The sequence below is a fragment of the Escherichia sp. MR genome, from assembly GCF_005280595.1.
Classification (GTDB): Bacteria; Pseudomonadota; Gammaproteobacteria; order Enterobacterales; family Enterobacteriaceae; genus Escherichia; species Escherichia ruysiae.
Genome location: NZ_SZVK01000008.1, coordinates 99805 through 121825 on the forward strand (window position 1 = coordinate 99805; position 22021 = coordinate 121825).

23 protein-coding genes and 1 pseudogene are annotated in these 22021 nt (G+C 51.2%); 12 read left to right on the top strand and 12 right to left on the bottom strand.

What is annotated here, in order from left to right; translation table 11 throughout:
- Positions 1–5: 5 nt before the first annotated feature.
- The 3 genes and pseudogenes from FC814_RS05715 to rbn form a co-directional block, all read right to left on the bottom strand.
- Positions 6–509, bottom strand: a complete 504-nt coding sequence (locus tag FC814_RS05715) for a YfbM family protein (protein ID WP_085460970.1) — start codon at positions 507–509, stop codon at positions 6–8.
- 101 nt (positions 510–610) lie between these two features.
- Positions 611–810, bottom strand: a pseudogene (locus FC814_RS05720) (hypothetical protein); the annotation flags it as partial.
- A gap of 145 nt (positions 811–955) precedes the next feature.
- Positions 956–1873 (bottom strand): ribonuclease BN, encoded by a 918-nt coding sequence (rbn, locus tag FC814_RS05725; RefSeq protein WP_137325630.1) that lies wholly within the window; start codon positions 1871–1873, stop codon positions 956–958.
- A 64-nt stretch (positions 1874–1937) separates the two neighbouring features.
- Here rbn and FC814_RS05730 point away from each other — a divergent pair, with 64 nt between their 5' ends.
- The 9 genes from FC814_RS05730 (at position 1938) to pmrD (ending at position 10209) form a co-directional block, all read left to right on the top strand.
- The gene (locus FC814_RS05730) at positions 1938–2399 is read left to right on the top strand and encodes a GNAT family N-acetyltransferase (protein WP_000568146.1); all 462 of its coding nucleotides are present in this window, start codon (positions 1938–1940) and stop codon (positions 2397–2399) included.
- Between the two features lie 54 nt (positions 2400–2453).
- Complete coding sequence (gene elaB, locus FC814_RS05735; RefSeq protein ID WP_000070617.1) at positions 2454–2759, top strand: stress response protein ElaB; 306 nt, start codon at positions 2454–2456, stop codon at positions 2757–2759.
- A gap of 78 nt (positions 2760–2837) precedes the next feature.
- Positions 2838–4133: an isochorismate synthase MenF gene (gene menF / locus FC814_RS05740; protein WP_001191450.1), complete on the top strand. Its 1296-nt coding sequence runs from the start codon at positions 2838–2840 to the stop codon at positions 4131–4133.
- 88 nt (positions 4134–4221) lie between these two features.
- Positions 4222–5892 (top strand): 2-succinyl-5-enolpyruvyl-6-hydroxy-3-cyclohexene-1-carboxylic-acid synthase, encoded by a 1671-nt coding sequence (gene menD / locus FC814_RS05745; protein WP_137325631.1) that lies wholly within the window; start codon positions 4222–4224, stop codon positions 5890–5892.
- Complete coding sequence (gene menH / locus FC814_RS05750; RefSeq protein WP_032225771.1) at positions 5889–6647, top strand: 2-succinyl-6-hydroxy-2,4-cyclohexadiene-1-carboxylate synthase; 759 nt, start codon at positions 5889–5891, stop codon at positions 6645–6647. Before menD ends, menH begins: the two co-directional genes overlap by 4 nt.
- Before the next feature lie 14 nt (positions 6648–6661).
- Positions 6662–7519 carry a 1,4-dihydroxy-2-naphthoyl-CoA synthase gene (gene menB / locus FC814_RS05755; protein ID WP_000640000.1) on the top strand — a complete coding sequence of 286 codons (858 nt, stop codon included), beginning with the start codon at positions 6662–6664 and terminating at the stop codon, positions 7517–7519.
- On the top strand, positions 7519–8481 hold the full coding sequence (gene menC, locus FC814_RS05760) for an o-succinylbenzoate synthase (RefSeq protein WP_001255575.1): 963 nt from the start codon (positions 7519–7521) through the stop codon (positions 8479–8481). Before menB ends, menC begins: the two co-directional genes overlap by 1 nt.
- Positions 8478–9833: an o-succinylbenzoate--CoA ligase gene (gene menE, locus FC814_RS05765; RefSeq protein ID WP_000577540.1), complete on the top strand. Its 1356-nt coding sequence runs from the start codon at positions 8478–8480 to the stop codon at positions 9831–9833. The genes menC and menE overlap by 4 nt, the downstream gene beginning before the upstream one ends.
- A gap of 109 nt (positions 9834–9942) precedes the next feature.
- Positions 9943–10209: a signal transduction protein PmrD gene (gene pmrD / locus FC814_RS05770; RefSeq protein ID WP_000455127.1), complete on the top strand. Its 267-nt coding sequence runs from the start codon at positions 9943–9945 to the stop codon at positions 10207–10209.
- Here the strand turns inward: pmrD and arnF are convergent.
- Genes arnF through arnB form a run of 7 tightly spaced genes read right to left on the bottom strand, consistent with a single transcriptional unit; the run spans position 10203 to position 17553 of the window.
- Positions 10203–10589: a 4-amino-4-deoxy-L-arabinose-phosphoundecaprenol flippase subunit ArnF gene (arnF, locus tag FC814_RS05775; RefSeq protein ID WP_000523886.1), complete on the bottom strand. Its 387-nt coding sequence runs from the start codon at positions 10587–10589 to the stop codon at positions 10203–10205. The genes pmrD and arnF overlap by 7 nt on opposite strands.
- Entirely contained in the window at positions 10589–10924 is a 336-nt protein-coding gene (arnE, locus tag FC814_RS05780; protein ID WP_137325632.1) for a 4-amino-4-deoxy-L-arabinose-phosphoundecaprenol flippase subunit ArnE, read from the bottom strand. Before arnE ends, arnF begins: the two co-directional genes overlap by 1 nt.
- Positions 10921–12573 (bottom strand): lipid IV(A) 4-amino-4-deoxy-L-arabinosyltransferase, encoded by a 1653-nt coding sequence (gene arnT, locus FC814_RS05785; RefSeq protein ID WP_032225766.1) that lies wholly within the window; start codon positions 12571–12573, stop codon positions 10921–10923. Before arnT ends, arnE begins: the two co-directional genes overlap by 4 nt.
- Complete coding sequence (arnD, locus tag FC814_RS05790) at positions 12570–13463, bottom strand: 4-deoxy-4-formamido-L-arabinose-phosphoundecaprenol deformylase (protein ID WP_137325633.1); 894 nt, start codon at positions 13461–13463, stop codon at positions 12570–12572. Before arnD ends, arnT begins: the two co-directional genes overlap by 4 nt.
- 2 nt (positions 13464–13465) lie before the next feature.
- A complete protein-coding gene (arnA, locus tag FC814_RS05795; RefSeq protein WP_137325634.1) occupies positions 13466–15442 on the bottom strand; it encodes a bifunctional UDP-4-amino-4-deoxy-L-arabinose formyltransferase/UDP-glucuronic acid oxidase ArnA in 1977 nt (658 codons plus the stop codon).
- Positions 15442–16410 carry an undecaprenyl-phosphate 4-deoxy-4-formamido-L-arabinose transferase gene (arnC, locus tag FC814_RS05800; RefSeq protein ID WP_000461630.1) on the bottom strand — a complete coding sequence of 323 codons (969 nt, stop codon included), beginning with the start codon at positions 16408–16410 and terminating at the stop codon, positions 15442–15444. Before arnC ends, arnA begins: the two co-directional genes overlap by 1 nt.
- A gap of 3 nt (positions 16411–16413) precedes the next feature.
- A complete protein-coding gene (gene arnB / locus FC814_RS05805; RefSeq protein WP_024212460.1) occupies positions 16414–17553 on the bottom strand; it encodes a UDP-4-amino-4-deoxy-L-arabinose aminotransferase in 1140 nt (379 codons plus the stop codon).
- A 316-nt stretch (positions 17554–17869) separates the two neighbouring features.
- On the opposite strand from arnB, the gene ais reads away from it, so the two are divergent.
- The gene (gene ais, locus FC814_RS05810; RefSeq protein WP_137325635.1) at positions 17870–18472 is read left to right on the top strand and encodes a lipopolysaccharide core heptose(II)-phosphate phosphatase Ais; all 603 of its coding nucleotides are present in this window, start codon (positions 17870–17872) and stop codon (positions 18470–18472) included.
- Between the two features lie 38 nt (positions 18473–18510).
- Here the strand turns inward: ais and nudI are convergent, their stop codons facing one another.
- Positions 18511–18936 (bottom strand): nucleoside triphosphatase NudI, encoded by a 426-nt coding sequence (gene nudI / locus FC814_RS05815; RefSeq protein ID WP_001249882.1) that lies wholly within the window; start codon positions 18934–18936, stop codon positions 18511–18513.
- Between the two features lie 278 nt (positions 18937–19214).
- Here nudI and FC814_RS05825 point away from each other — a divergent pair, with 278 nt between their 5' ends.
- Positions 19215–19757: a YfaZ family outer membrane protein gene (locus FC814_RS05825; RefSeq protein ID WP_000712688.1), complete on the top strand. Its 543-nt coding sequence runs from the start codon at positions 19215–19217 to the stop codon at positions 19755–19757.
- Between the two features lie 99 nt (positions 19758–19856).
- The gene (locus FC814_RS05830) at positions 19857–21062 is read left to right on the top strand and encodes a nicotinamide mononucleotide deamidase-related protein YfaY (protein ID WP_105290546.1); all 1206 of its coding nucleotides are present in this window, start codon (positions 19857–19859) and stop codon (positions 21060–21062) included.
- Between the two features lie 53 nt (positions 21063–21115).
- On the opposite strand, the gene FC814_RS05835 is transcribed toward FC814_RS05830, so the two are convergent.
- Positions 21116–22021 (bottom strand): fimbrial protein (locus tag FC814_RS05835; protein WP_137325636.1); only part of this gene is annotated, 906 nt, incomplete at its 5' end.

Below are 22021 nucleotides of genomic sequence, written 5' to 3' on the forward strand. Positions count from 1 at the left end.
CACCATCACCCAACAATAACCGTCAGCGCATGATTCCCTTGCCGCAGCATACGTCGATACGCACTAATCAGTTTTTCCATATCAAGCATGATCGAAGCAAAGAGTTGCCCCTCTAACTCCTCTGAAAAGGTCACTCCCGGATAAATATCCATTTCATTGAGTCGCTTAATGGAAAACTGTTTACGCAGTTCATTTCGGTCGAGTGCCTCCAGCCGGTCAATAGTGGCGGCTAACTCCTGATTCCAGGTCAATCCCAGGAAACCATCGATGCCATCTTCGAGACTATGTTCACCGAGCACCGCACGACTCAGCGGATCATTCTTCGCTGGATCAAAAGCAGAGGTGCCCGTCAGGCCAAAATGTAAAAAGTCCCAGCGTTTATCAATATCCAGTCGCCTTGAGCCTGAAATCGTTTCATGAATATCGTCCATTAAAGATTTCTCATTAGACTCAATCAATTTGTTGGCCTTTTCTGAGTTAATTTCCGCAAAATACGCAATCATTCCCATCTTATTTCTCCCGTCAGATTTCCTTTTGCGCATCTTAAAACAGACGGGGGGAAATAAAATATACAAGCTGCTTTTTCTGGAGCCGCCTCGAGAAAATTTTATTATTTACTGTTGTACAACAAGGTTATAACACTATCCACCACCTGCGCCATTTTCTGATAGTTCAGTCTGTCTGCGGTATCACGGGCAGGTGATATTGTTTATTACGATAAAAAGCGGTGTCTGTAATCATGACGGCGGGGATATCTTGCTGCCAGTAATTAAGATGGCCAGAGAAATCGATACCGGGAATAAAACCAGGACATGGGCGAGTCTGTTATTTATCACTATTAATGATAAATATCATGCTCAAATATATTGTTGGCTTGATAGATTTATATAAAAGTAGCCTGAGTCATTGGCTGATGAAACAGGGCGATTTTGCCCTGTTATCAATTAATTAAAGATTATACGTGAAACACCGCGAAATCGCTCGCCAGTTCTGTTGCCGGGAAAATTGCCCGGCATTCGCGTAATAAATGCTGACAGCCTTTATCATCATAGCGTGAGCTGACGTGAGTAATGATCAATTTGCCGACACCCGCCTCACGAGCCAGAGTCGCCGCCTGACGGCTTGAACTGTGCCCACGGCTGTTGGCTTTGGCTTCCATCTCCATATCCAGCGTTGTTTCGTGAACCATTATGTCGACACCTTTAGCAAGATCTATTGCGGCATCGCAAGGGCCGGTATCACCGAAAATGGCGATTGATTTACCCGGTGTAGGCGCGGATAAGTAATCAGCGCCGTTAATCTGCCGACCGTCTTCCAGCGTGACTGTTTTGCCTTTTTTCAAATCCTGGAACAGCGGACCTGGTTGTACGCCGGCATCTTTTAACGCCTGGGCATTCAGCGCGCCTGGTTTATCATGTTCTTCAATACGATAGCCGTAACACTCCAGTGGATGCTCCATTGGATATGCCGTTACCTTGCGCAGTCCATCATCAGCTATTTCTCCAGCCGTAATTTCAACAATTTCCAGCGGATAATCGGTCCACGAGCCGCTAATGCGTAACGCTGTCTCAACAAATTCACGGATACCTTTCGGACCATAAATTGTTAATGGTTGCACAATGCCTGACATGGAACGACTGCATAGCAATCCTGGCAAGCCGAAAAGATGATCGCCATGAAGATGGCTTATAAAAATCCTGTCCAGTTTTCCTGGGTTAAATGCCGTGTGCAACATCTGGTGTTGTGTACCTTCACCACAATCAAATAACCAAAGCCCGGCTTGCGTCGGATGTTGCAGATTAAGCAATATTGCCGTGACATTACGTGTCCGGGTCGGAACACCTGCCGAAGTGCCTAAAAAAATTAATTCCATGAGTTCATCACGCTGCTGAAAATATTCCGGCTAGTATAAAGCAAACAGCACAAAGGAGCCTTCCATGATCGACTGGCAAGATCTGCATCATTCTGATTTATCCGTTTCTCAGCTTTATGCCTTATTACAACTGCGTTGTGCGGTATTTGTAGTGGAACAAAACTGTCCTTACCAGGATATCGATGGCGACGATCTGGTGGGAGAAAATCGCCACATTCTCGGTTGGCATAACGGGACACTGGTGGCGTATGCGAGGATTCTGAAAAGTGACGACGAACTGCAACCCGTTGTGATTGGTCGGGTGATTGTCAGCGAAGCCTTACGCGGCGAAAAAATTGGTCAGCAATTGATGAGTAAGGCGCTGGAATCGTGTACTCGCCACTGGCCGGAGAAGCCGATTTATCTGGGGGCGCAGGCGCATTTACAAAACTTTTATGGGCAATTTGGTTTCATCCCTGTGACCGATATTTATGAGGAAGATGGTATTCCGCATATCGGGATGGCGCGCGAGGTTATTCAGGCGTAATCGATAACCGTTGTCTATAGTTAGTGGCAGGTTTTACGCAAATGGAGAACGAGAATGTCTAATCAGTTTGGTGATACACGTATCGATGACGACCTGACGTTGCTGAGTGAAACACTTGACGAGGTACTACGTTCCTCTGGCGATCCCGCCGATCAAAAATATGTTGAACTAAAGGCGCGTGCAGAAAAGGCGCTGGATGATGTGAAAAAAAGGGTAAGCCAGGCTTCTGACAGTTATTACTATCGGGCGAAGCAGGCAGTTTATCGCGCCGATGACTACGTCCACGAAAAACCCTGGCAGGGAATTGGCGTTGGCGCGGCTGTTGGACTGGTGTTAGGACTATTGCTGGCACGCCGTTAAAACCTCCCTACACTGGGGTACTGCATTTTTTCTGTAGTACCCCGTATAATGTGAGGCTTTTAACAGGGAGAGGTTCGCGTGCAATCACTTACTACGGCGCTGGGAAATCTACTGCGCCATTTGTCGCAAGAGATTCCGGCGACACCCGGCATTCGGGTTTTCGACATTCCTTTCCCTCTCAATGACGCTTTTGATGCCTTAAGCTGGCTGGCCAGTCAGCAAACGTATCCGCAATTTTACTGGCAACAACGTAATGGCGATGAAGAAGCTGCCGTGCTGGGCGCAATCATCCGCTTTACGTCGTTGGGGCAGGCGCAACGTTTTCTTCGTCAGTATCCGGAACACACCGACTTACGCATCTGGGGATTGAATGCGTTTGACCCGTCGCAGGGTAATCTACTTTTACCACGTCTGGAATGGCGACGCTGTGGCGGTAAAGCCACGCTACGGCTGACGCTATTCAGTGAAAATTCCCTTCAGCACGATGCAGTTAAGGCAAAAGAATTTATCGCCACACTGGCGAATATTAAACCTTTGCCCGCGTTACGTTTAACCACCACGAAAGAACAACACTGGCCGGACAAAACTGGCTGGACGCGATTAATCGAACTGGCAACGAAAACCATCGCCGAAGGTGAACTCGACAAAGTGGTTCTTGCCCGGGCGACTGACCTGCATTTCGCAAGTCCGGTCAATGCAGCGGCGATGATGGCTGCCAGCCGGCGGCTCAATCTGAACTGCTACCATTTTTACATGGCCTTTGATGGCGAAAATGCTTTTCTTGGCTCAACGCCTGAGCGGTTATGGCGGCGGCGAGACAAAGCTCTGCGTACCGAAGCCCTGGCGGGAACGGTAGCAAATCATTCTGATGATAAGCAGGCGCAGCAGTTGGGTGAGTGGCTGATGGCGGATGATAAAAACCAGCGCGAGAACATGCTGGTGGTGGAAGATATCTGCCAACGATTGCAGGCCGATACCCAGACGCTGGATGTGTTACCGCCGCAGGTACTGCGCCTGCGTAAAGTGCAGCATCTGCGCCGCTGTATCTGGACTTCACTCAACAAAGCGGATGATGTGATCTGTTTACATCAGTTACAGCCAACGGCAGCCGTTGCTGGCTTACCGCGCGATCTGGCGCGGCAGTTCATCGCCCGGCACGAACCGTTCACCCGTGAATGGTATGCCGGTTCTGCGGGTTATCTCTCATTACAACAAAGCGAATTCTGCGTTTCCCTGCGCTCGGCGAAAATCAGTGACAATGTGGTGCGATTATATGCCGGAGCAGGCATTGTCCGAGGCTCAGACCCCGAGCAGGAGTGGCAGGAAATCGACAACAAAGCGGCAGGGTTGCGAACATTATTACAAATGGAATAGTAATGAGTCGCATCATTACCGATTCATATCAATAATCTATTTTTGTAGCTCCTTATACTTAGCCGCAATATTGATACCGGACAAACTCATGTCAGTAAGCGCATTTAACCGACGCTGGGCGGCGGTCATTCTGGAAGCATTAACGCGTCATGGCGTCAGACACGTCTGCATTGCCCCTGGCTCTCGTTCTACGCCGTTAACGTTAGCGGCGGCGGAAAATTCTGCATTCATCCACCACACCCATTTTGATGAGCGTGGGCTGGGGCATCTGGCACTGGGGCTGGCGAAGGTCAGCAAACAGCCGGTGGCGGTGATAGTAACTTCCGGCACGGCGGTGGCAAATCTCTACCCGGCACTGATTGAAGCGGGGTTAACCGGAGAGAAACTGATCCTCTTAACCGCCGATCGCCCGCCGGAACTGATTGACTGCGGCGCGAATCAGGCGATTCGCCAGCCGGGAATGTTCGCCTCTCACCCCATGCATAGCATTTCACTACCGCGTCCGACCCAGGATATTCCCGCTCGCTGGCTGGTATCTACCATCGACCATGCTCTCGGTACTTTGCATACTGGCGGAGTCCATATCAACTGCCCGTTTGCTGAACCGTTGTATGGCGAGATGGACGACACCGGGCTTAGCTGGCAACAACGTCTGGGCGACTGGTGGCAGGACGATAAACCGTGGCTGCGTGAAGCGCCTCGTCTGGAAAGTGAAAAACAGCGCGACTGGTTCTTCTGGCGGCAAAAGCGCGGCGTGGTCGTTGCGGGTCGCATGAGTGCGGAAGAGGGCAAAAAAGTCGCCCTGTGGGCGCAAACTCTTGGCTGGCCGCTGATTGGCGACGTGCTGTCGCAAACCGGGCAGCCGCTGCCGTGTGCCGATCTCTGGTTAGGCAATGCCAAAGCGATCAGCGAGTTACAGCAGGCGCAGATTGTGGTGCAACTGGGGAGCAGCCTGACCGGCAAACGGTTACTGCAATGGCAGGCAAGTTGTGAGCCGGAAGAGTACTGGATTGTTGATAATATCGAAGGGCGACTCGACCCGGCGCACCATCGTGGACGTCGGCTGATTGCTAATATCGCCGACTGGCTGGAACTGCATCCGGCAGAAAAACGCCAGCCCTGGTGCGTTGAAATCCCGCGTCTGGCTGAACAGGCAATGCAGGCGGCTGTGGCGCGCCGAGACGCATTTGGTGAAGCGCAACTGGCGCACCGCATCAGCGACTATCTGCCGGAACAGGGGCAACTGTTTGTCGGTAACAGCCTGGTGGTGCGTCTGATTGATGCGCTCTCGCAACTTCCGGCAGGTTATCCGGTTTACAGCAATCGTGGAGCCAGCGGTATTGACGGACTGCTCTCTACCGCCGCAGGTGTTCAGCGGGCGAGCGGTAAACCCACGCTGGCGATTGTTGGCGATCTTTCCGCACTTTACGACCTGAACGCACTGGCGTTACTGCGTCAGGTTTCCGCGCCGCTGGTATTAATTGTGGTAAACAACAACGGCGGGCAAATTTTCTCGCTGCTACCAACGCCGACAAGCGAGCGCGAGCGTTTCTATCTGATGCCGCAAAACGTCCATTTTGATCATGCTGCCGCGATGTTTGAGCTGAAATATCATCGCCCGCAAAACTGGCAGGAACTTGAAGCGACGCTTGCCGACGCCTGGCGCACCCCGACCACCACCGTGATTGAGATGGTGGTTAACGACACCGATGGCGCACAAACCCTCCAGCAATTGCTGGCGCAGGTAAGCCATTTATGATCCTGCACGCGAAGGAAAAACACGGCAAGCCAGGTTTACCCTGGCTGGTTTTTCTGCACGGTTTTTCCGGTGATTGCCACGAATGGCAGGAAGTCGGCGAAGCGTTTGCCGACTACTCGCGGTTGTATGTTGATCTCCCAGGTCACGGCGGTTCGGCGGAAATTAGCGTCGATGGTTTTGATGATGTCACCGATTTACTGCGTAAAACCCTTGTTAGTTACAACATACTTAACTGCTGGCTGGTGGGGTACTCGCTCGGTGGACGCGTGGCGATGATGGCGGCTTGTCAGGGGATGCCGGGGCTGAGTGGGGTTGTTGTGGAAGGCGGTCATCCGGGGCTGCAAAATGCTGAACAACGCACGGAACGTCAGCGTTCCGATCACCGTTGGGCGCAGCGTTTTCGCACAGAACCATTAACGGCAGTATTTGCCGACTGGTATCAACAACCAGTTTTTGCCTCGCTTAACGACGAGCAGCGCCGGGAACTGGTGACGCTGCGTAGCAACAATAATGGCGCAACCCTTGCCGCCATGCTGGAAGCAACCTCATTGTCCGTCCAGCCTGATTTACGTGCTAACCTTAGCGCCCGCACATTTGCGTTTTATTATTTATGTGGTGAACGTGACAGCAAATTCCGCGCTCTGGCGGCGGAACTGGCTGCTGACTGCCATGTCATTCCTCGCGCCGGACATAACGCGCACCGGGAAAATCCCGCTGGCGTAATCGCAAGTCTGGCGCAGATCTTGCGTTTCTGACTAAAGGACACAATATGATTTATCCTGATGAAGCAATGCTTTACGCACCGGTTGAATGGCACGACTGCTCCGAAGGTTTCGAGGACATTCGTTATGAAAAATCCACCGATGGTATCGCAAAAATCACCATTAATCGTCCGCAGGTGCGCAATGCCTTCCGTCCTCTGACGGTAAAAGAGATGATCCAGGCGCTGGCGGATGCGCGTTATGACGATAACATCGGCGTGATCATTCTGACTGGCGCAGGCGATAAAGCGTTCTGCTCTGGCGGCGATCAAAAAGTCCGTGGTGACTACGGTGGTTATAAAGATGACTCCGGCGTACATCACCTGAACGTGCTGGACTTCCAGCGCCAGATCCGTACCTGTCCAAAACCGGTTGTCGCGATGGTGGCTGGCTACTCCATCGGCGGCGGTCACGTTCTGCACATGATGTGCGATCTGACCATTGCGGCAGAAAACGCCATCTTCGGTCAGACTGGGCCGAAAGTCGGTTCCTTCGACGGCGGCTGGGGCGCTTCCTATATGGCGCGTATTGTCGGGCAGAAAAAAGCGCGTGAAATCTGGTTCCTGTGCCGTCAGTACGACGCAAAACAGGCGCTGGACATGGGCCTTGTGAACACCGTTGTGCCACTGGCGGATCTGGAAAAAGAAACCGTCCGCTGGTGCCGCGAAATGCTGCAAAACAGCCCGATGGCGCTGCGCTGCCTGAAAGCTGCGCTGAACGCCGACTGCGACGGTCAGGCAGGGCTGCAAGAGCTGGCGGGGAACGCCACCATGCTGTTCTATATGACGGAAGAAGGTCAGGAAGGTCGCAACGCCTTCAACCAGAAACGTCAGCCTGATTTCAGCAAATTTAAACGGAATCCGTAATGCGTAGCGCGCAGGTATACCGCTGGCAGATCCCCATGGACGCGGGGGTGGTTCTGCGCGATAGGCGGTTAAAAACCCGCGACGGGCTGTACGTTTGCCTGCGCGATGGCGGGCGCGAAGGGTGGGGAGAGATCTCCCCACTGCCGGGCTTCAGTCAGGAAACTTGGGAAGAGGCGCAAAGCGTGCTGCTTGCCTGGGTAAATGACTGGCTGGCAGGCGATTGCGAATTACCGCAAATGCCTTCCGTCGCCTTTGGCGTGAGCTGCGCGCTGGCAGAGCTTACTGATACGTTGCCGCAAGCAGCCAATTACCGTGCGGCACCGCTGTGTAACGGTGATCCGGACGATCTGATCCTCAAACTTGCCGATATGCCTGGCGAGAAAGTGGCGAAGGTCAAAGTGGGATTGTACGAAGCCGTGCGCGATGGCATGGTAGTGAATCTGTTGCTGGAAGCGGTTCCGGATCTGCATTTGCGTCTTGACGCGAATCGCGCCTGGACGCCGCTGAAGAGCCAGCAGTTTGCCAAATACGTCAATCCGGATTATCGCGACCGCATCGCTTTTCTCGAAGAACCGTGCAAAACACGCGATGATTCCCGCGCCTTTGCCCGTGAAACTGGCATTGCCATTGCCTGGGATGAAAGCCTGCGCGAGCCGGATTTTGCCTTTGTGGCGGAAGAGGGCGTGCGCGCGGTGGTGATCAAACCTACGCTCACGGGCAGCCTGGAGAAAGTACGCGAGCAGGTGCAGGCGGCGCACGCGCTGGGGCTGACGGCGGTGATCAGTTCTTCCATCGAGTCGAGCTTAGGCTTAACGCAACTGGCGCGGATTGCGGCCTGGTTAACGCCAGACACCATTCCGGGTCTGGACACGCTGGATCTGATGCAGGCGCAGCAGGTTCGTCGCTGGCCGGGTAGCCCGCTACCGTTAGTGGAAGTAGATGCACTGGAGCGGCTGCTATGATCTTCTCTGACTGGCCGTGGCGTCACTGGCGGCAGGTGCGGGGAGATGCCATCGCCTTGCGTCTCAATGACGAGCAACTCAACTGGCGCGAGCTTTGTGCTCGCGTCGATGAATTAGCGTCGGGCTTTGCGGCGCAGGGCGTGGTTGAGGGCAGCGGCGTGATGCTGCGGGCGTGGAATACGCCGCAAACGCTGCTGGCCTGGCTTGCGTTGTTGCAATGCGGTGCGCGGGTGCTTCCCGTCAACCCACAGCTTCCGCAGCCGTTGCTTGAGGAGTTGCTGCCCAATCTTACGCTGCAATTTGCGCTGGTGCCGGAAGGGGAGAACACCTTTCCGGCATTAACGTCGCTGCAAATTCAGGCTGGAGAGGGCGCATATGCAGCTATGTGGCAGCCGACACGCCTGTGCTCAATGACGTTGACCTCTGGTTCTACCGGGTTGCCGAAAGCCGCTGTCCATACTTATCAGGCTCATCTTGCCAGCGCCGAAGGGGTGTTATCGCTGATTCCGTTTGGCGAGCACGATGACTGGTTGCTCTCTTTACCGCTATTTCACGTTTCCGGGCAGGGAATTATGTGGCGCTGGTTGTATGCTGGCGCGCGGATGACGGTACGCGATAAACAGCCGCTGGAGCAAATGCTGGCAGGCTGTACTCACGCTTCGCTGGTGCCGACGCAGCTCTGGCGTTTGCTGGTTAACCGTAGTTCAGTTTCCCTGAAAGCGGTATTGCTTGGCGGCGCGGCAATCCCGGTCGAATTGACGGAACAGGCACGCGAGCAGGGTATTCGTTGCTTTTGCGGCTATGGTCTGACCGAGTTTGCCTCCACGGTGTGTGCGAAAGAAGCCGACGGTCTGGCAGACGTCGGTTCGCCGCTGCCCGGTCGGGAAGTGAAAGTTGTTAACGATGAGGTATGGTTGCGCGCTGCCAGTATGGCAGAAGGTTACTGGCGTAACGGGCAACTGGTGTCGCTGCTCAATGATGAAGGCTGGTACGCTACGCGCGATCGCGGCGAGATGCATAACGGTAAACTGACCATTGTCGGGCGCTTGGATAATCTGTTCTTTAGCGGTGGCGAAGGTATTCAGCCGGAAGAGGTGGAGCGGGTTATTGCTGCGCATCCTGCGGTTTTGCAGGTGTTTATCGTCCCCGTTGCAGACAAGGAGTTTGGTCATCGCCCGGTAGCTGTGGTGGAGTATGACCAGGACAGCGTGGATCTTAGCGAATGGGTGAAAGATAAGCTGGCCCGTTTTCAGCAACCGGTGCGTTGGCTGACGTTGCCATCAGAACTGAAAAACGGCGGCATTAAAATTTCACGCCAGGCGTTGAAAGAGTGGGTTCAACGCCAGCAGTAATGGAACATCCGTTTCACTTCTCATTTTTGCCATTCCATTGCCGTTGATAAAGAGTTTATCTGTTAATCTGTAACTTAATGTGAAAACTCTTAGTTAACAGGATAATGCAATGGAATGGCTGGTCAAAAAATCGTGTTGCGATAAACAAGATAAGAGACATGTAATTATGCTCTGCGATGCTGGCGGCGCGATAAAAATGATCGCTGAAGTGAAGAGTGACTTCGCCGTGAAAGTGGGGGATTTACTCTCGCCTTTGCAGAATGCGCTTTACTGTATTAATCGTGAAAAGTTGCACACGGTGAAAGTCCTCTCGGCAAGCAGTTACAGCCCCGATGAGTGGGAACGGCAGTGTAAATCGGCTGGGAAAATTCAGTAACGTTGTTTTGTCGTGGGAAGGAAAATCAGCATTAATCCGCTCGCAATACAGGTTACGCCCAGCAGCGCTTTCAGTGAAAAAGTCCCTTCCCAACCAGGAAGCACCATTGAAGCAATCCATACCAGTACATAACTCATACTCAGTAAGGCATAGGCTTTGCTGAGTGCCAGTTGATGTAACGCTTTATACCAGCAAAAAACGGAGATCAGATAACCAAGCAATCCGACCAGCAGAATCTGAGCACCGGTATCAAAAGCAAAAAACGCCGCGATAAAATCCCGCCACCGCGTCATCGATGGCAGATGACTTGCCGCATAACCCAGACTTAATTGTGCTGCAGAAGCAATCATGACGCTGAATAATCCCCACATCAGCCCCATTACACCGTACTCCCCAGGATCACAATGCCGCCAATAATGAATGCTACCCCGCACCAGTGACGCAGCGATACCGGCTCGCGCCACAGTTTTACTGCCGCCAGCGTCACCCAGACAAAATTCAGACTCAACATCGGGTAGGCAATGCCTACCGGAACGCTCTGCAAGACCAGTAGCCAGAGCACCATCGCAAGGCCAAGACAAGCCAGCGCCAGTCCCAGCCACAGTACGATATGTTTGCGCCGCTTTTTTATTGCCACAAAGCCGGTTGCCTGTTTCTGACACAACTGCCCGGCTACACTAAGCAGGCTGGCAAAGACTAAAATCATCCAGATCATTTTGGGCGGTACTGAATGAGCACCAGACGTCCCTGATGATCGATGGCATCAGCGGGCGGAATGGCGAGACTGTTGATGTCTTCATCGCGGTCAACCGAAAGCACGAGTGTAATCATCCCCTCCTGACGATGTTGATTAAGCCAGTTTGCGAACTCATCACCGCTGACAAATCTCCCTTGCGCATCCGGATAATTAAGGCCGTATTTCAATTCACCCGTCTGGCGATACATGATGATGTCATCGCGTTGCAGGCTCCATGCCAGACCAGCGGCAACGCCGACGCTGTCGGTAAGAATATAGCGGCTTGGCTGCAGTGATTCTTGTGTCATCTCGACAAAAAATTGCGGATGTTTTCCTTCCATAACTCTGTCAGGAATTGAAAATCCTACCAGCAACGCCATCCCCAGCGGGCAAAGCGCGGCATAAGGCCAGGTTTTATCCACGTTTGTTAAGGTATACCAGCCGAAAAATGCCCATAGCGAAAAAATCGACCATGCACAGAAGACTTTATAGCTCTCGAAGGTTTGCCACACTGGAGTGTTCATTGCTCCCCAGGGGGAGACTACAAACGTGGCAATAATGCCAGTGACACCAAAAGCGATGTTAATCCAGCCATTCATCCGCAACGCCAGAGGATTATTTTTTGCTGCCAGCAAAGCGTAATGCGCCATCAGCATTGCCAGAGGTGCAAAGCAGGAAAGAATATAGGTAGGTAATTTGCCTTTCGCGACGGAGAAAAACAGCAGCGGCATCACCGTCCAGCTCAACAAATAGACGGTTGCGGAATGCTTGCGGTTTTTCCAGCCTGTGTACAGTGCACCGGGGAGTAACCCCAGCCACGGCAGGCTACCGGCAATAATGACCGGCAAGTAGTACCAGAACGGGGCTTTATGCTGGGCATCATCCATCGCAAAGCGTTGAATATGCTCAACCCAGAAAAAATAATGCCAGAAGTCAGACTCCCGCTGCGCTATCGCCAGTCCCCAGGGGAGAACCGTCAGTACGCAACTGATAACCGCCAGCCAGCCGTAAATAAAGAGATCTTTCCAGCGTTTTTGCGTCGCTACCCATGGCAGCACGCTTAATACCGGCACGGCAAGGGCGAGAAAACCTTTAGTCATCACCCCCATGCCGCAGGTGATCCCCAGCAGTAAAAATCCCACGCTTTTGCCTTTCCACGTCTGTGCCTGCATTGCCAGCCAGAAGCTGCACATTCCCGCCACCAGCCAGAATGCAATAAACGGATCGAGCACGGCATAAGTGCCGATGGCATAGACAATAAACAATGAGAGATAAATCACTGCGGCGAGTAGTGCCAGACGTTTATCGCGCCATAAGCGCAGTGTAAACCAGGCCACCAGCGCGGCGGTTAACAGGGTCGCAAAGATAACGCCTGCCCGCACACCAACGTTATTCGCACCAAATAGCCATTGCCCAATGCTGTTAATCCAGTATCCGGCAATGGGTTTTTCAAAATAACGTAGCCCTAACAGATGGGGCACAATCCAGTCTCCGGATGCCAGCATTTCCCGACTGATTTCCGCATAACGCGTTTCATCTGGTTGCCAGAGCAGACGATAATTAATCGGCAAGAGATAATAGGCGGTGATAAACGCAAAGAATGCTGCGTAATAGCGAATGGATTTCATGGAAGCATTCCCGCAGCTTGTTGGCAACCCAGCCAGCCTTCACGTCCGGCAATACTTCCGCGAACAACTTGTCCGAGCGGCAACGTTTCTGATAACAGTTCGCTTAAAGGGCAAAATGTCACGCCTTCCTGAGCTGCGCGTTTCAGGAGATCCACAAAATAATGCTGATAAGCGCAGCCTTCAACTTCGGCATGAATGGTATAAACCGGCGTGCCTTTATCTCGCAGGATGCGGTTGAGTAACCAACCGTTAAAATCTTCCGCTTTCACATCCCGACCAATCACTTCATCCCAGGTGGGTAAGGTCACCGGAATTTGCGTAGTACCGGGTTTTCCTGATTCGAGCAATGGACGAAACGGCATCGCCCCACGACAATCGCTGTTGTAGCGCAAATGGAACGCTTCTTTTGCTTCGATCACCTGCTGGTCGGCACGCCAGCCCGCAGCGGCAGAACAGGTTACCGGTTGGCCGATAATCTCTTCAAGGGTGCGAAGACCACGTGCAATATCGTCGACCATCGTTTGGCGATCCCAGTTACCGCTCTGGGCTTGCCAGGCATGGTGATCCCAGGCGTGCAGGCCGACTTCGTGGTATTTAGCCGCTTCGCGAATGATATCGGCGTTGGCATAACCAATCTCTTTACCTGGCCATGCCGTACCGGCCAGTAAAATATCCCAGCCATAAAGCGATGCCGCGTTTGAGCGCAGCATCTTCCACAAAAACTGTGGTTTCACTAGTCGCCAGAGATGGCGACCCATATTGTCCGGGCCGACGCTGAAAAAAATGCTGGCCTGAATATTATGCTTACTCAAGATTTCCAGAAGACGCGGCACGCCTTCACGGGTGCCACGAAAGGTATCGACATCAATGCGTAAGCCCACTTTGGTCATGATCATTTTTCCGTAAGATCGACAGTGCGCAGGAAGAAATCCAGTGTTTCGTCGATGGTTTCCTGCATATCAATTTTCGGTTCCCAGCCCAGGCAGCGGTGGGCATTGCGGATGCTCGGTTTACGATGCCCTACGTCCTGATATCCTTTGCCATAGTAGCTGCTACTTTCGACAACCCGAAAGCCCGCAAACGGTGGGAAGTGATGGCGCAGTGGATGTTTTTCGAAGCTCGCCAGCAGCATCTCGCCCAGTTCCTCAATGCTCGCTTCGTTATCAGGATTGCCAATGTTGATAATTTCGCCGTCGCAGCGATTTCCCGCATTTTCGATAATGCGGTATAACGCTTCAATGCCATCCCGAATATCAGTAAAGCAGCGTTTTTGTTTTCCGCCATCAATCAGCTTAATCGGTGAACCTTCCACCAGGTTGAGAATGAGTTGCGTAATAGCGCGCGAACTGCCAATTCGCGCTGCATTCAGGTTATCCAGCCTTGGCCCCATCCAGTTAAACGGACGGAAGAGGGTGAACTGTAAACCTTCTTTTTCGCCATACGCCCAGAGCACCCGATCAAGTAATTGTTTTGAAACCGAATAAATCCAGCGCGGTTTATTCACCGGGCCGACGATTAAATTAGAATGGTCTTCATCGAAGTATTTATCGCTACACATCCCATAAACTTCTGAAGTCGACGGGAAGATGATTCGCTTACGGTACTTCACGCAATAACGGATAATGCGCAGATTCTCTTCAAAATCGAGTTCAAATACGCGCAGCGGGTTGCGGGTATATTCAATCGGTGTGGCTATCGCCACCAGCGGCAAGACGACATCACATTTTTTGACGTGATACTCAATCCATTCGGAATGAATACTGATATCGCCTTCGACAAAGTGAAAATGCGGATGATTCAGAAAACGGCTTATCGCATCGCTGCCGATATCCAGACCGTAAACTTCATAATGATCTTCGCGCAGCAGGCGTTCTGTCAGATGGTTACCAATAAAGCCATTCACTCCGAGGATGAGTACCCGGGTACGGCGTCGGGCAGCGCAGGTTGATTGGCTATTTAATCGTGAACCTTGCACCAGCCCCAGCGTTTGCGCTAATTGTGAGCCTTGCATGGTAATGCCGTCGCCCGCCTGTCCGGTGACGATTTCCAGCGTGCCATAACCACAGGCAATCAACAGCGGTGAAACAGAAATCACGCTGCCCGACTGTGCGGCAGTAGTAAGGGAATGAACGCGGGACGACCAGACTGTAAATTTCTGATTGCCAACATAGCTAAAGGCGCCAGGCCAGGGATCGGCAACGGCACGCACCATGTTGTGGAGTTCACAAGCCGGTTTATGCCATTCGAGGCGGCTGTCCTCCGGTGTTCTGCGACCAAAACAGGTGGCTTCGTTCTCACGCTGGGCGATTTCCAGAATATTACCGTGTTTAATAGCGGGTAACGTCTGTTCCAGTAACTGACGCGCGGCGTGGCACAATTTATGATGTAGCGTAATGGCAATATCATCCGGCGCAATGGTAACGCGTAGCTGGGCAATAATGGCCCCGGCATCGGCACGTTTCACCATTCGGTGCAATGTAACGCCCGTTTCCGTTTCACCGTTCACCAGCACCCAGTTCAGCGGCGCGCGACCACGATATTTCGGTAACAGCGAACCATGCAGATTAAATGCGCCTGCGGGAGCAAGCTGCAAAATCTCGTCGCTGATCAAATGGCGATAATAAAAAGAGAAAATCACATCAGGTGACAGTTGGGCTATGCGTTCTACCCACAGCGGATGGTTAACGTTATCCGGCGCGTAAACCGGAATGCCTCTTTCCGCCGCCAGACGAGCCACCGAACCATAAAACGCTTTTTCGCCAGGATTATCGGTATGAGTAAAAATGGCGCTAATTTCGTAACCGGCAGCCAGCAAGGCTTCAATGCCCAGGCATCCCATATCGTGATAGGCAAAAACGGCGGTTTTCATTATTCATTTTCCTTGCTGGATGGACGGATAACTTGCTGAACAAAATAGCGGGGGCGGGCGCGGACATCGGTGTAGATCCTGCCGATATATTCACCGAGCAAGCCCATGCCGATAAACTGAGCGCCAATAAAGGTAAACAGCACGGCAAACAGCATAAAGACGCCTTCAGCCGCCCATTGTGGTCCGAAGGTCAGGCGTAAAATCACCAGCAGCACCGCGATGCTAAAACCGCCAATCGCAATAATGCTGCCGAGCAGACTCAGCATACGTAGCGGCGTAGTGGTAAGGCAGGTCACCAGGTCGTACATCAAATTAATCAGGCGCATAAAGCTGTATTTGGATTCACCAAACTCACGCTCGGCATGATGCACCGGAATTTCAATGGCGCGGCGGGCAAAGATATTCGCCAGAATAGGAATAAAGGTGCTGCGTTCATGGCAGTGCAACATCGCATCGACAATATGACGGCGATAGGCGCGCAGCATACAGCCGTAGTCGCCCATCGCTTTGCCGGTTGTGCGCTGGATAAGCCGGTTAATCATCTTCGAGGCGGTTTTACGAAACCAGCTGTCCTGGCGATTCTGGCGCACAGTCCCTACCACGTCGTAACCTTCATCGGCTTTTTCCACCAGGTGGGGGATTTCTTCTGGTGGATTCTGGAGATCGGCATCAAGAGTAATGATTAAGTCGCCGGTAACGTGACTGAATCCCGCCATAATTGCCGAATGTTGTCCGTAATTGCGGTTAAGCAAAATAGACACAATATGGCTGCCCTCCGCTTGTGAGGCATCGACCAGCATTTGTGCGGAGTTGTCGTTACTGCCGTCATCAACCAACAGTATTTCATACTCTTTGCCCAGTGATTCACAAGCTGCGGTGGTGCGCCTGATTAATTCCGGTAAACTTTCCTGCTCGTTATAAATGGGAATAACCACCGAGACTTTCTTAACAGGGTGGATTTCAAACATGGCTTATTGTCCTGCGAGTTGCTGAAGGGCAGTGATGACGCGATCGGCATCGGCGGTGGTCATATCCGGGAACAGCGGCAACGAACAGATGCGTTCGCTATTCCATTCCGTATTCGGCAACGACAGCGTTGGAAAACGCTCGCGATAATATTTTTGCGTGTGGGCGGCGCGGAAATGTAACCCGGTTCCAATGCCTCTTTCTTTTAACGCTTCCATCAGAGCATCGCGGCTGATACCACAACGTTGTTCATCAACACGAATGATAAACAGATGCCAGGCGTGAACGTGTGACCATGCAGGAACGCTTAAAGGCTGGAAAGGGAGAGTTGCCAGTGCTTGCTGATATTGCAGGGCAATGTCGCGACGGCGAGTATTTAGTTGCTCTAATTTATTCAACTGCGTCAGAGCTATCGCAGCGTTAATATCGGTCAGATTGTACTTATAGCCTGGCGTTAATACTTCAGCCTGCGGTGTGCGGCCCCAGGTTTGTCTGTCGTATGCATCGACACCCAGACCATGAAATTTCAACATGCGTAACTGGCGGGCGAGGTTTTCATTATCGGTAACAATCAGGCCGCCTTCCGCGCAGGTAATATTTTTGATGGCGTGAAACGAAAAAATAGCGGTGCCCTTTGCACCAGTATGCTGACCTTTGTAATACGTACCGACGGCGTGGGCGGCATCTTCAATGACCGCGATACCGTGGCGTTCAGCAATGGCGCGAATGGCGTCAATATCTGCTGGCGCTCCGGCATAATGCACCGGGATAATCGCTTTGGTGTAGGGCGTAATGGCCGCTTCGATCGCTTCAGGCGTGATCATCAGCGTATCGCGATCAACGTCCACCATCACCGGCGTTGCGCCCAACAGGGAGATCATATTGAGGGTTGAAACCCAGGTCATGGAGGGGGTGATGACTTCATCATCAGCGCCAATCCCCAGCGCCATCAGCGTGATATGCATTCCAGCAGTGGCCGAGCTGACTGCGATGGCATGTTGATTTCCTGTCAACTGGCAAAAGGCCGCTTCCAGTGCTTGATTCTTCGGGCCAGTGGTTATCCAACCGGATTCGAAAACCTCTTGAACTGCAGCGAGTTCTTCCGCGCCTATTGCCGGACGCGAAAAAGGTAAAAAGTCTGACATCGTTTTTCCTTCGGCCATTGAATACCTTTCCCTGTTATTCGCTAATATCTGTCATAGGGAACGTTATGTGTATTTTGCCATTTGGAATGAAATTCTAAGGGTAGAATATTAATTTAACTTTAAGGAATGAATATAAGGCTTAAATATTATTTTTTTTGTTTTTGTATCTTATTCAGGCTTTTAATTTGACAAGATTTAAGGCATTTTGCGTGCATCGTAATGTTTTAATACTATCCCAGCCACTATTTACCGGTGAAAATGTCGTTTGTTTTCGCGGTCATTTAGCTGGCTACACTTGTCTATAGGTGGAGCTTAAGTGTTAGCTTTTAGTGGGACTTCGTTGAAGTCTAAAAAATATATCTACATTTTACTGGCGCTTGGGGCGATTGTGGGGCTGGGTACACATGCTGCCTGGAGCAGTAATGGTTTGCCGCGTATCGACAATAAAACGCTGGCCAGATTAGCGCAGCAGCATCCGGTTGTGGTTCTGTTTCGCCATGCGGAACGCTGCGATCGCTCCTCTAATCAATGCTTGTCAGACAAAACAGGCATTACGGTGAAAGGTGCTCAGAATGCCCGTGAACTGGGCAAAGCTTTTAGCGCGGACATCCCTGATTTCGATCTTTATTCCAGTAATGCCGTTCGGACTATTCAATCAGCGACCTGGTTTTCTGCTGGAAAAAAACTGACGGTAGATAAACGGTTTTTACAATGTGGAAATGAGATTTATAGCACAATTAAGGAGTTGCAAAGCAAAGCTCCAGATAAAAATATCGTTATTTTCACCCATAACCATTGTCTGACCTATGTCGCAAAAGATAAACGAAACGTGACATTTAAACCAGATTATCTGGATGGGTTGGTAATGCATGTGGAAAAAGGCAACGTTTTACTGGATGGTGAGTTTGTTAATCGGTGATTTGTTAATATGACAGCCAATAATGGCTGTCATTACTGTTACATCAGACCTTTCAAACGTAATGTTTTCTGAGTGGCGACATTCAAATCATAGTGAGCAAGATCTTCAGGTTTTACCCATGCGTATTCCTGAAACTCTTCGTTAATTTTCACTTCACGGTTGGCAGAGACGCAGTCAAAGATCAGGTAAATCATATAAATCTCTTCCTTGCGGCCATCTGCATATGTCTTGATGCGAATATCATCACTGAACGTCCACGGCGTGATGTCAGTAAGAATCAGTTGCTCGCCCAGCTCTTCTCTGATTTCTCGACGTAATGCTTCTTCAATGCGCTCACCGGGTTCTACGCCGCCGCCAGACAGCGCCCATTGTCCGGGGAAAACGCCGCGATCGTCGGCCATTTTACACAGCAGATAAGCACCATCATTTTGAATTAAGGGACAAACTATAGTCCGTTGCCGCATGGGAATATTCCTTACCACCAAAAATAAAACAAAAGAATACGGCAATGGATCAACGCGTGAAAGTGGCATTGGTCTTTTTTGCGATGATAATCATGGTGATTGTTTTTTTTGGTTTCATCTTTTTGGTGGCTACTTTTTCTGCACTTAATTATTCAAGAAGTATTTAGTTACAATAAGTTAGCAGATCGCTTTTTTCACGCATTGAATCCTCTGTGTCAGGCAGTACAATCCCGCAGCTTTGGGGACTTTTAATTATCTTCTTGCGGGAAAAGGTAAAAATGAAAAAATTTGCGCTGCCAGTTCTGGCTGGAATGCTATTGGTTTCTGCATCGGCAAATGCGATAAGCATTAGCGGTCAGGCGGGAAAAGAATATACCAATATTGGCGTCGGTTTCGGTACTGAATCGACCGGTCTGGCATTAAGCGGTAACTGGACACATAACGATGACGACGGTGACGTCGCGGGCGTTGGTCTGGGATTGAATCTGCCGCTGGGACCGTTAATGGCAACTGTGGGCGGTAAAGGCGTTTACACCAACCCGAACGACGGCGATGAAGGTTATGCCGCAGCGGTAGGCGGTGGCTTGCAGTGGCAAATTGGCGATAGCTTCCGTCTGTTTGGTGAGTATTACTACTCTCCGGATTCGCTCTCCAGCGGTATTAAAAGTTATGAAGAAGCGAATGCTGGCGCGCGTTACACCATTATGCGTCCAGTCAGTATTGAGGCGGGTTATCGCTACCTGAATCTGTCGGGTAAAGACGGTAACCGCGACAACGCCGTGGCTGACGGCCCGTATGTCGGGGTTAACGCCAGTTTCTGATGCCTTCCGGCGCGGCGTTCTGCCGCGCCATTCAGTTTCTTACTACGCCTTATCTCCCTTTGCGTTATAGTGATTCGATAACAAAAGCAGGAGATAACCATGTTAAAAGTGGAAATGTTATCCACCGGGGATGAAGTGTTACACGGGCAAATCGTTGACACTAACGCTGCCTGGCTGGCGGATTTTTTCTTTCACCAGGGATTGCCATTATCTCGCCGCAATACGGTGGGCGATAACCTTGATGATTTAGTGACCATTCTGCGCGAACGTAGTCAGCACGCCGATGTGCTGATCGTCAATGGCGGACTGGGGCCGACCAGTGATGATTTAAGCGCACTCGCCGCAGCGACAGCCAAAGGTGAAAGCTTGGTTCTTCATGAAGCCTGGCTCAATGAGATGGAACGCTATTTCCGCGAACGTGGTCGCGTAATGGCGCCGAGTAATCGCAAACAAGCGGAGCTGCCTGCCAGTGCTGAATTTATCAATAACCCGGTAGGCACCGCTTGTGGTTTTGCCGTACAGCTTCACCGTTGCCTGATATTCTTTACCCCCGGCGTACCGTCGGAGTTTAAGGTGATGGTGGAGCATGAAATCCTGCCGCGCCTGCGCGAGCGTTTTTCTTTGCCGCAGCCGCCGGTTTGTCTGCGGCTGACAACTTTTGGTCGTTCGGAAAGCGATCTGGCGCAAAGCCTGGATGCGTTGCAACTACCGCCAGGTGTGACGATGGGCTATCGCTCTTCCATGCCGATTATTGAATTGAAACTCACTGGACCGGCAAGCGAGCAACAGGCGATGGAAAAACTGTGGCTGGACGTTAAACGCGTCGCCGGGCAGAGCATGATTTTCGAAGGCACAGAAGGGCTGCCTGCACAAATCAGTCGCGAACTGCAAAGTCGCCAGTTCAGCCTGACGTTGAGTGAGCAATTCACCGGTGGTTTATTGGCTTTGCAACTCGCGCGCGCAGGTGCGCCATTACTGGCATGTGAAGTGGTTCCTTCACAGGAAGAAACTCTGGCGCAAACTGCACACTGGATTACAGAACGGCGGGCCAACCATTTTGCCGGGCTGGCACTGGCTGTTTCTGGTTTCGAGAACGAGCATCTCAACTTTGCGCTAGCCACACCAGACGGCACTTTCGCTCTGCGTGTGCGTTTCAGCACTACGCGCTACAGCCTGGCTATCCGTCAGGAAGTGTGCGCAATGATGGCACTGAATATGCTGCGCCGCTGGCTGAACGGGCAGAACATCGCCAGTGAGCATGGCTGGATTGAGGTTGTTGAGTCGCTGAGACTGTCGCCGCAATAATAGTCCAGGTGCCGGATGCTTCCGGCACCTGTTCGCGGGTTTATTGCTGTTCATTACGGAAACGAAAGATAAAATGTCGCATCCGCATCCGCTTTTCCTGGCGTTACATTACTTTCTGTCTGAATATATCGCGCACTAAAATTCAACGACGTGGCTGATTGCTGAATATTACTTAACTGTAAAACGTAATCAGGTTGATTAAGGGGGATAATATTTTTATTCTTATCTAAGATCTGTACGCCAACCCCAGAGGCAGAATTATTCTGTTGAGTTAGCTTCAGGATTGAATTATTACTTCCACTTACCGTATCGCCTTCAAAACGTATGGCGACATTGGTTCCCGGATCACACGTTAGTCCGATATTAAAATCTACCAGCGCCGAAGTGGAGTTAATCCCTTTGAAGGTGGTGTCGGAATTAATTCCTGCGGCGGGTGATAATGAAACTGGAACATCAGGCGTGTTCAGGTCGCAGCTCAATGAGTGAAGATTAATAATGGTGTTGCTAAATTCGAGAGAAAATGCCTCAATATTATTCCACCAAATGCCAGCATTACTAAAACGAGATAAATCAATTTCACCACCCTGTAATTCTCCGATGACTTTTAATTGTATGCGGAAATTACCCTCAACGGAGAAGTTGTTTTTATTTGCAGTGCTGGTGCGTTTAGGGTATTCCATGCAGTAATTGTTTGGGGTGGTATTATTATTCTTTAAATCGTAAAATATTTTAATGCCGACGCCAGAATTTTTTCCATTAGTCAAAGGCACATTGAATAAACAGATATCACTGCCGACTAAAGTTGAAGGAGAAGTGGCAAACCCTTCACTGTAATCAGGATAATTATCTGAGCATGTGATCTGTCCTGAGTGACTGGAATGGTGGTGATGCTGCCAACTTACTGATTTAGTGTATGATGGTGTTTTTGAGGTGCTCCAGTGGCTTCTGTTTCTATCAGC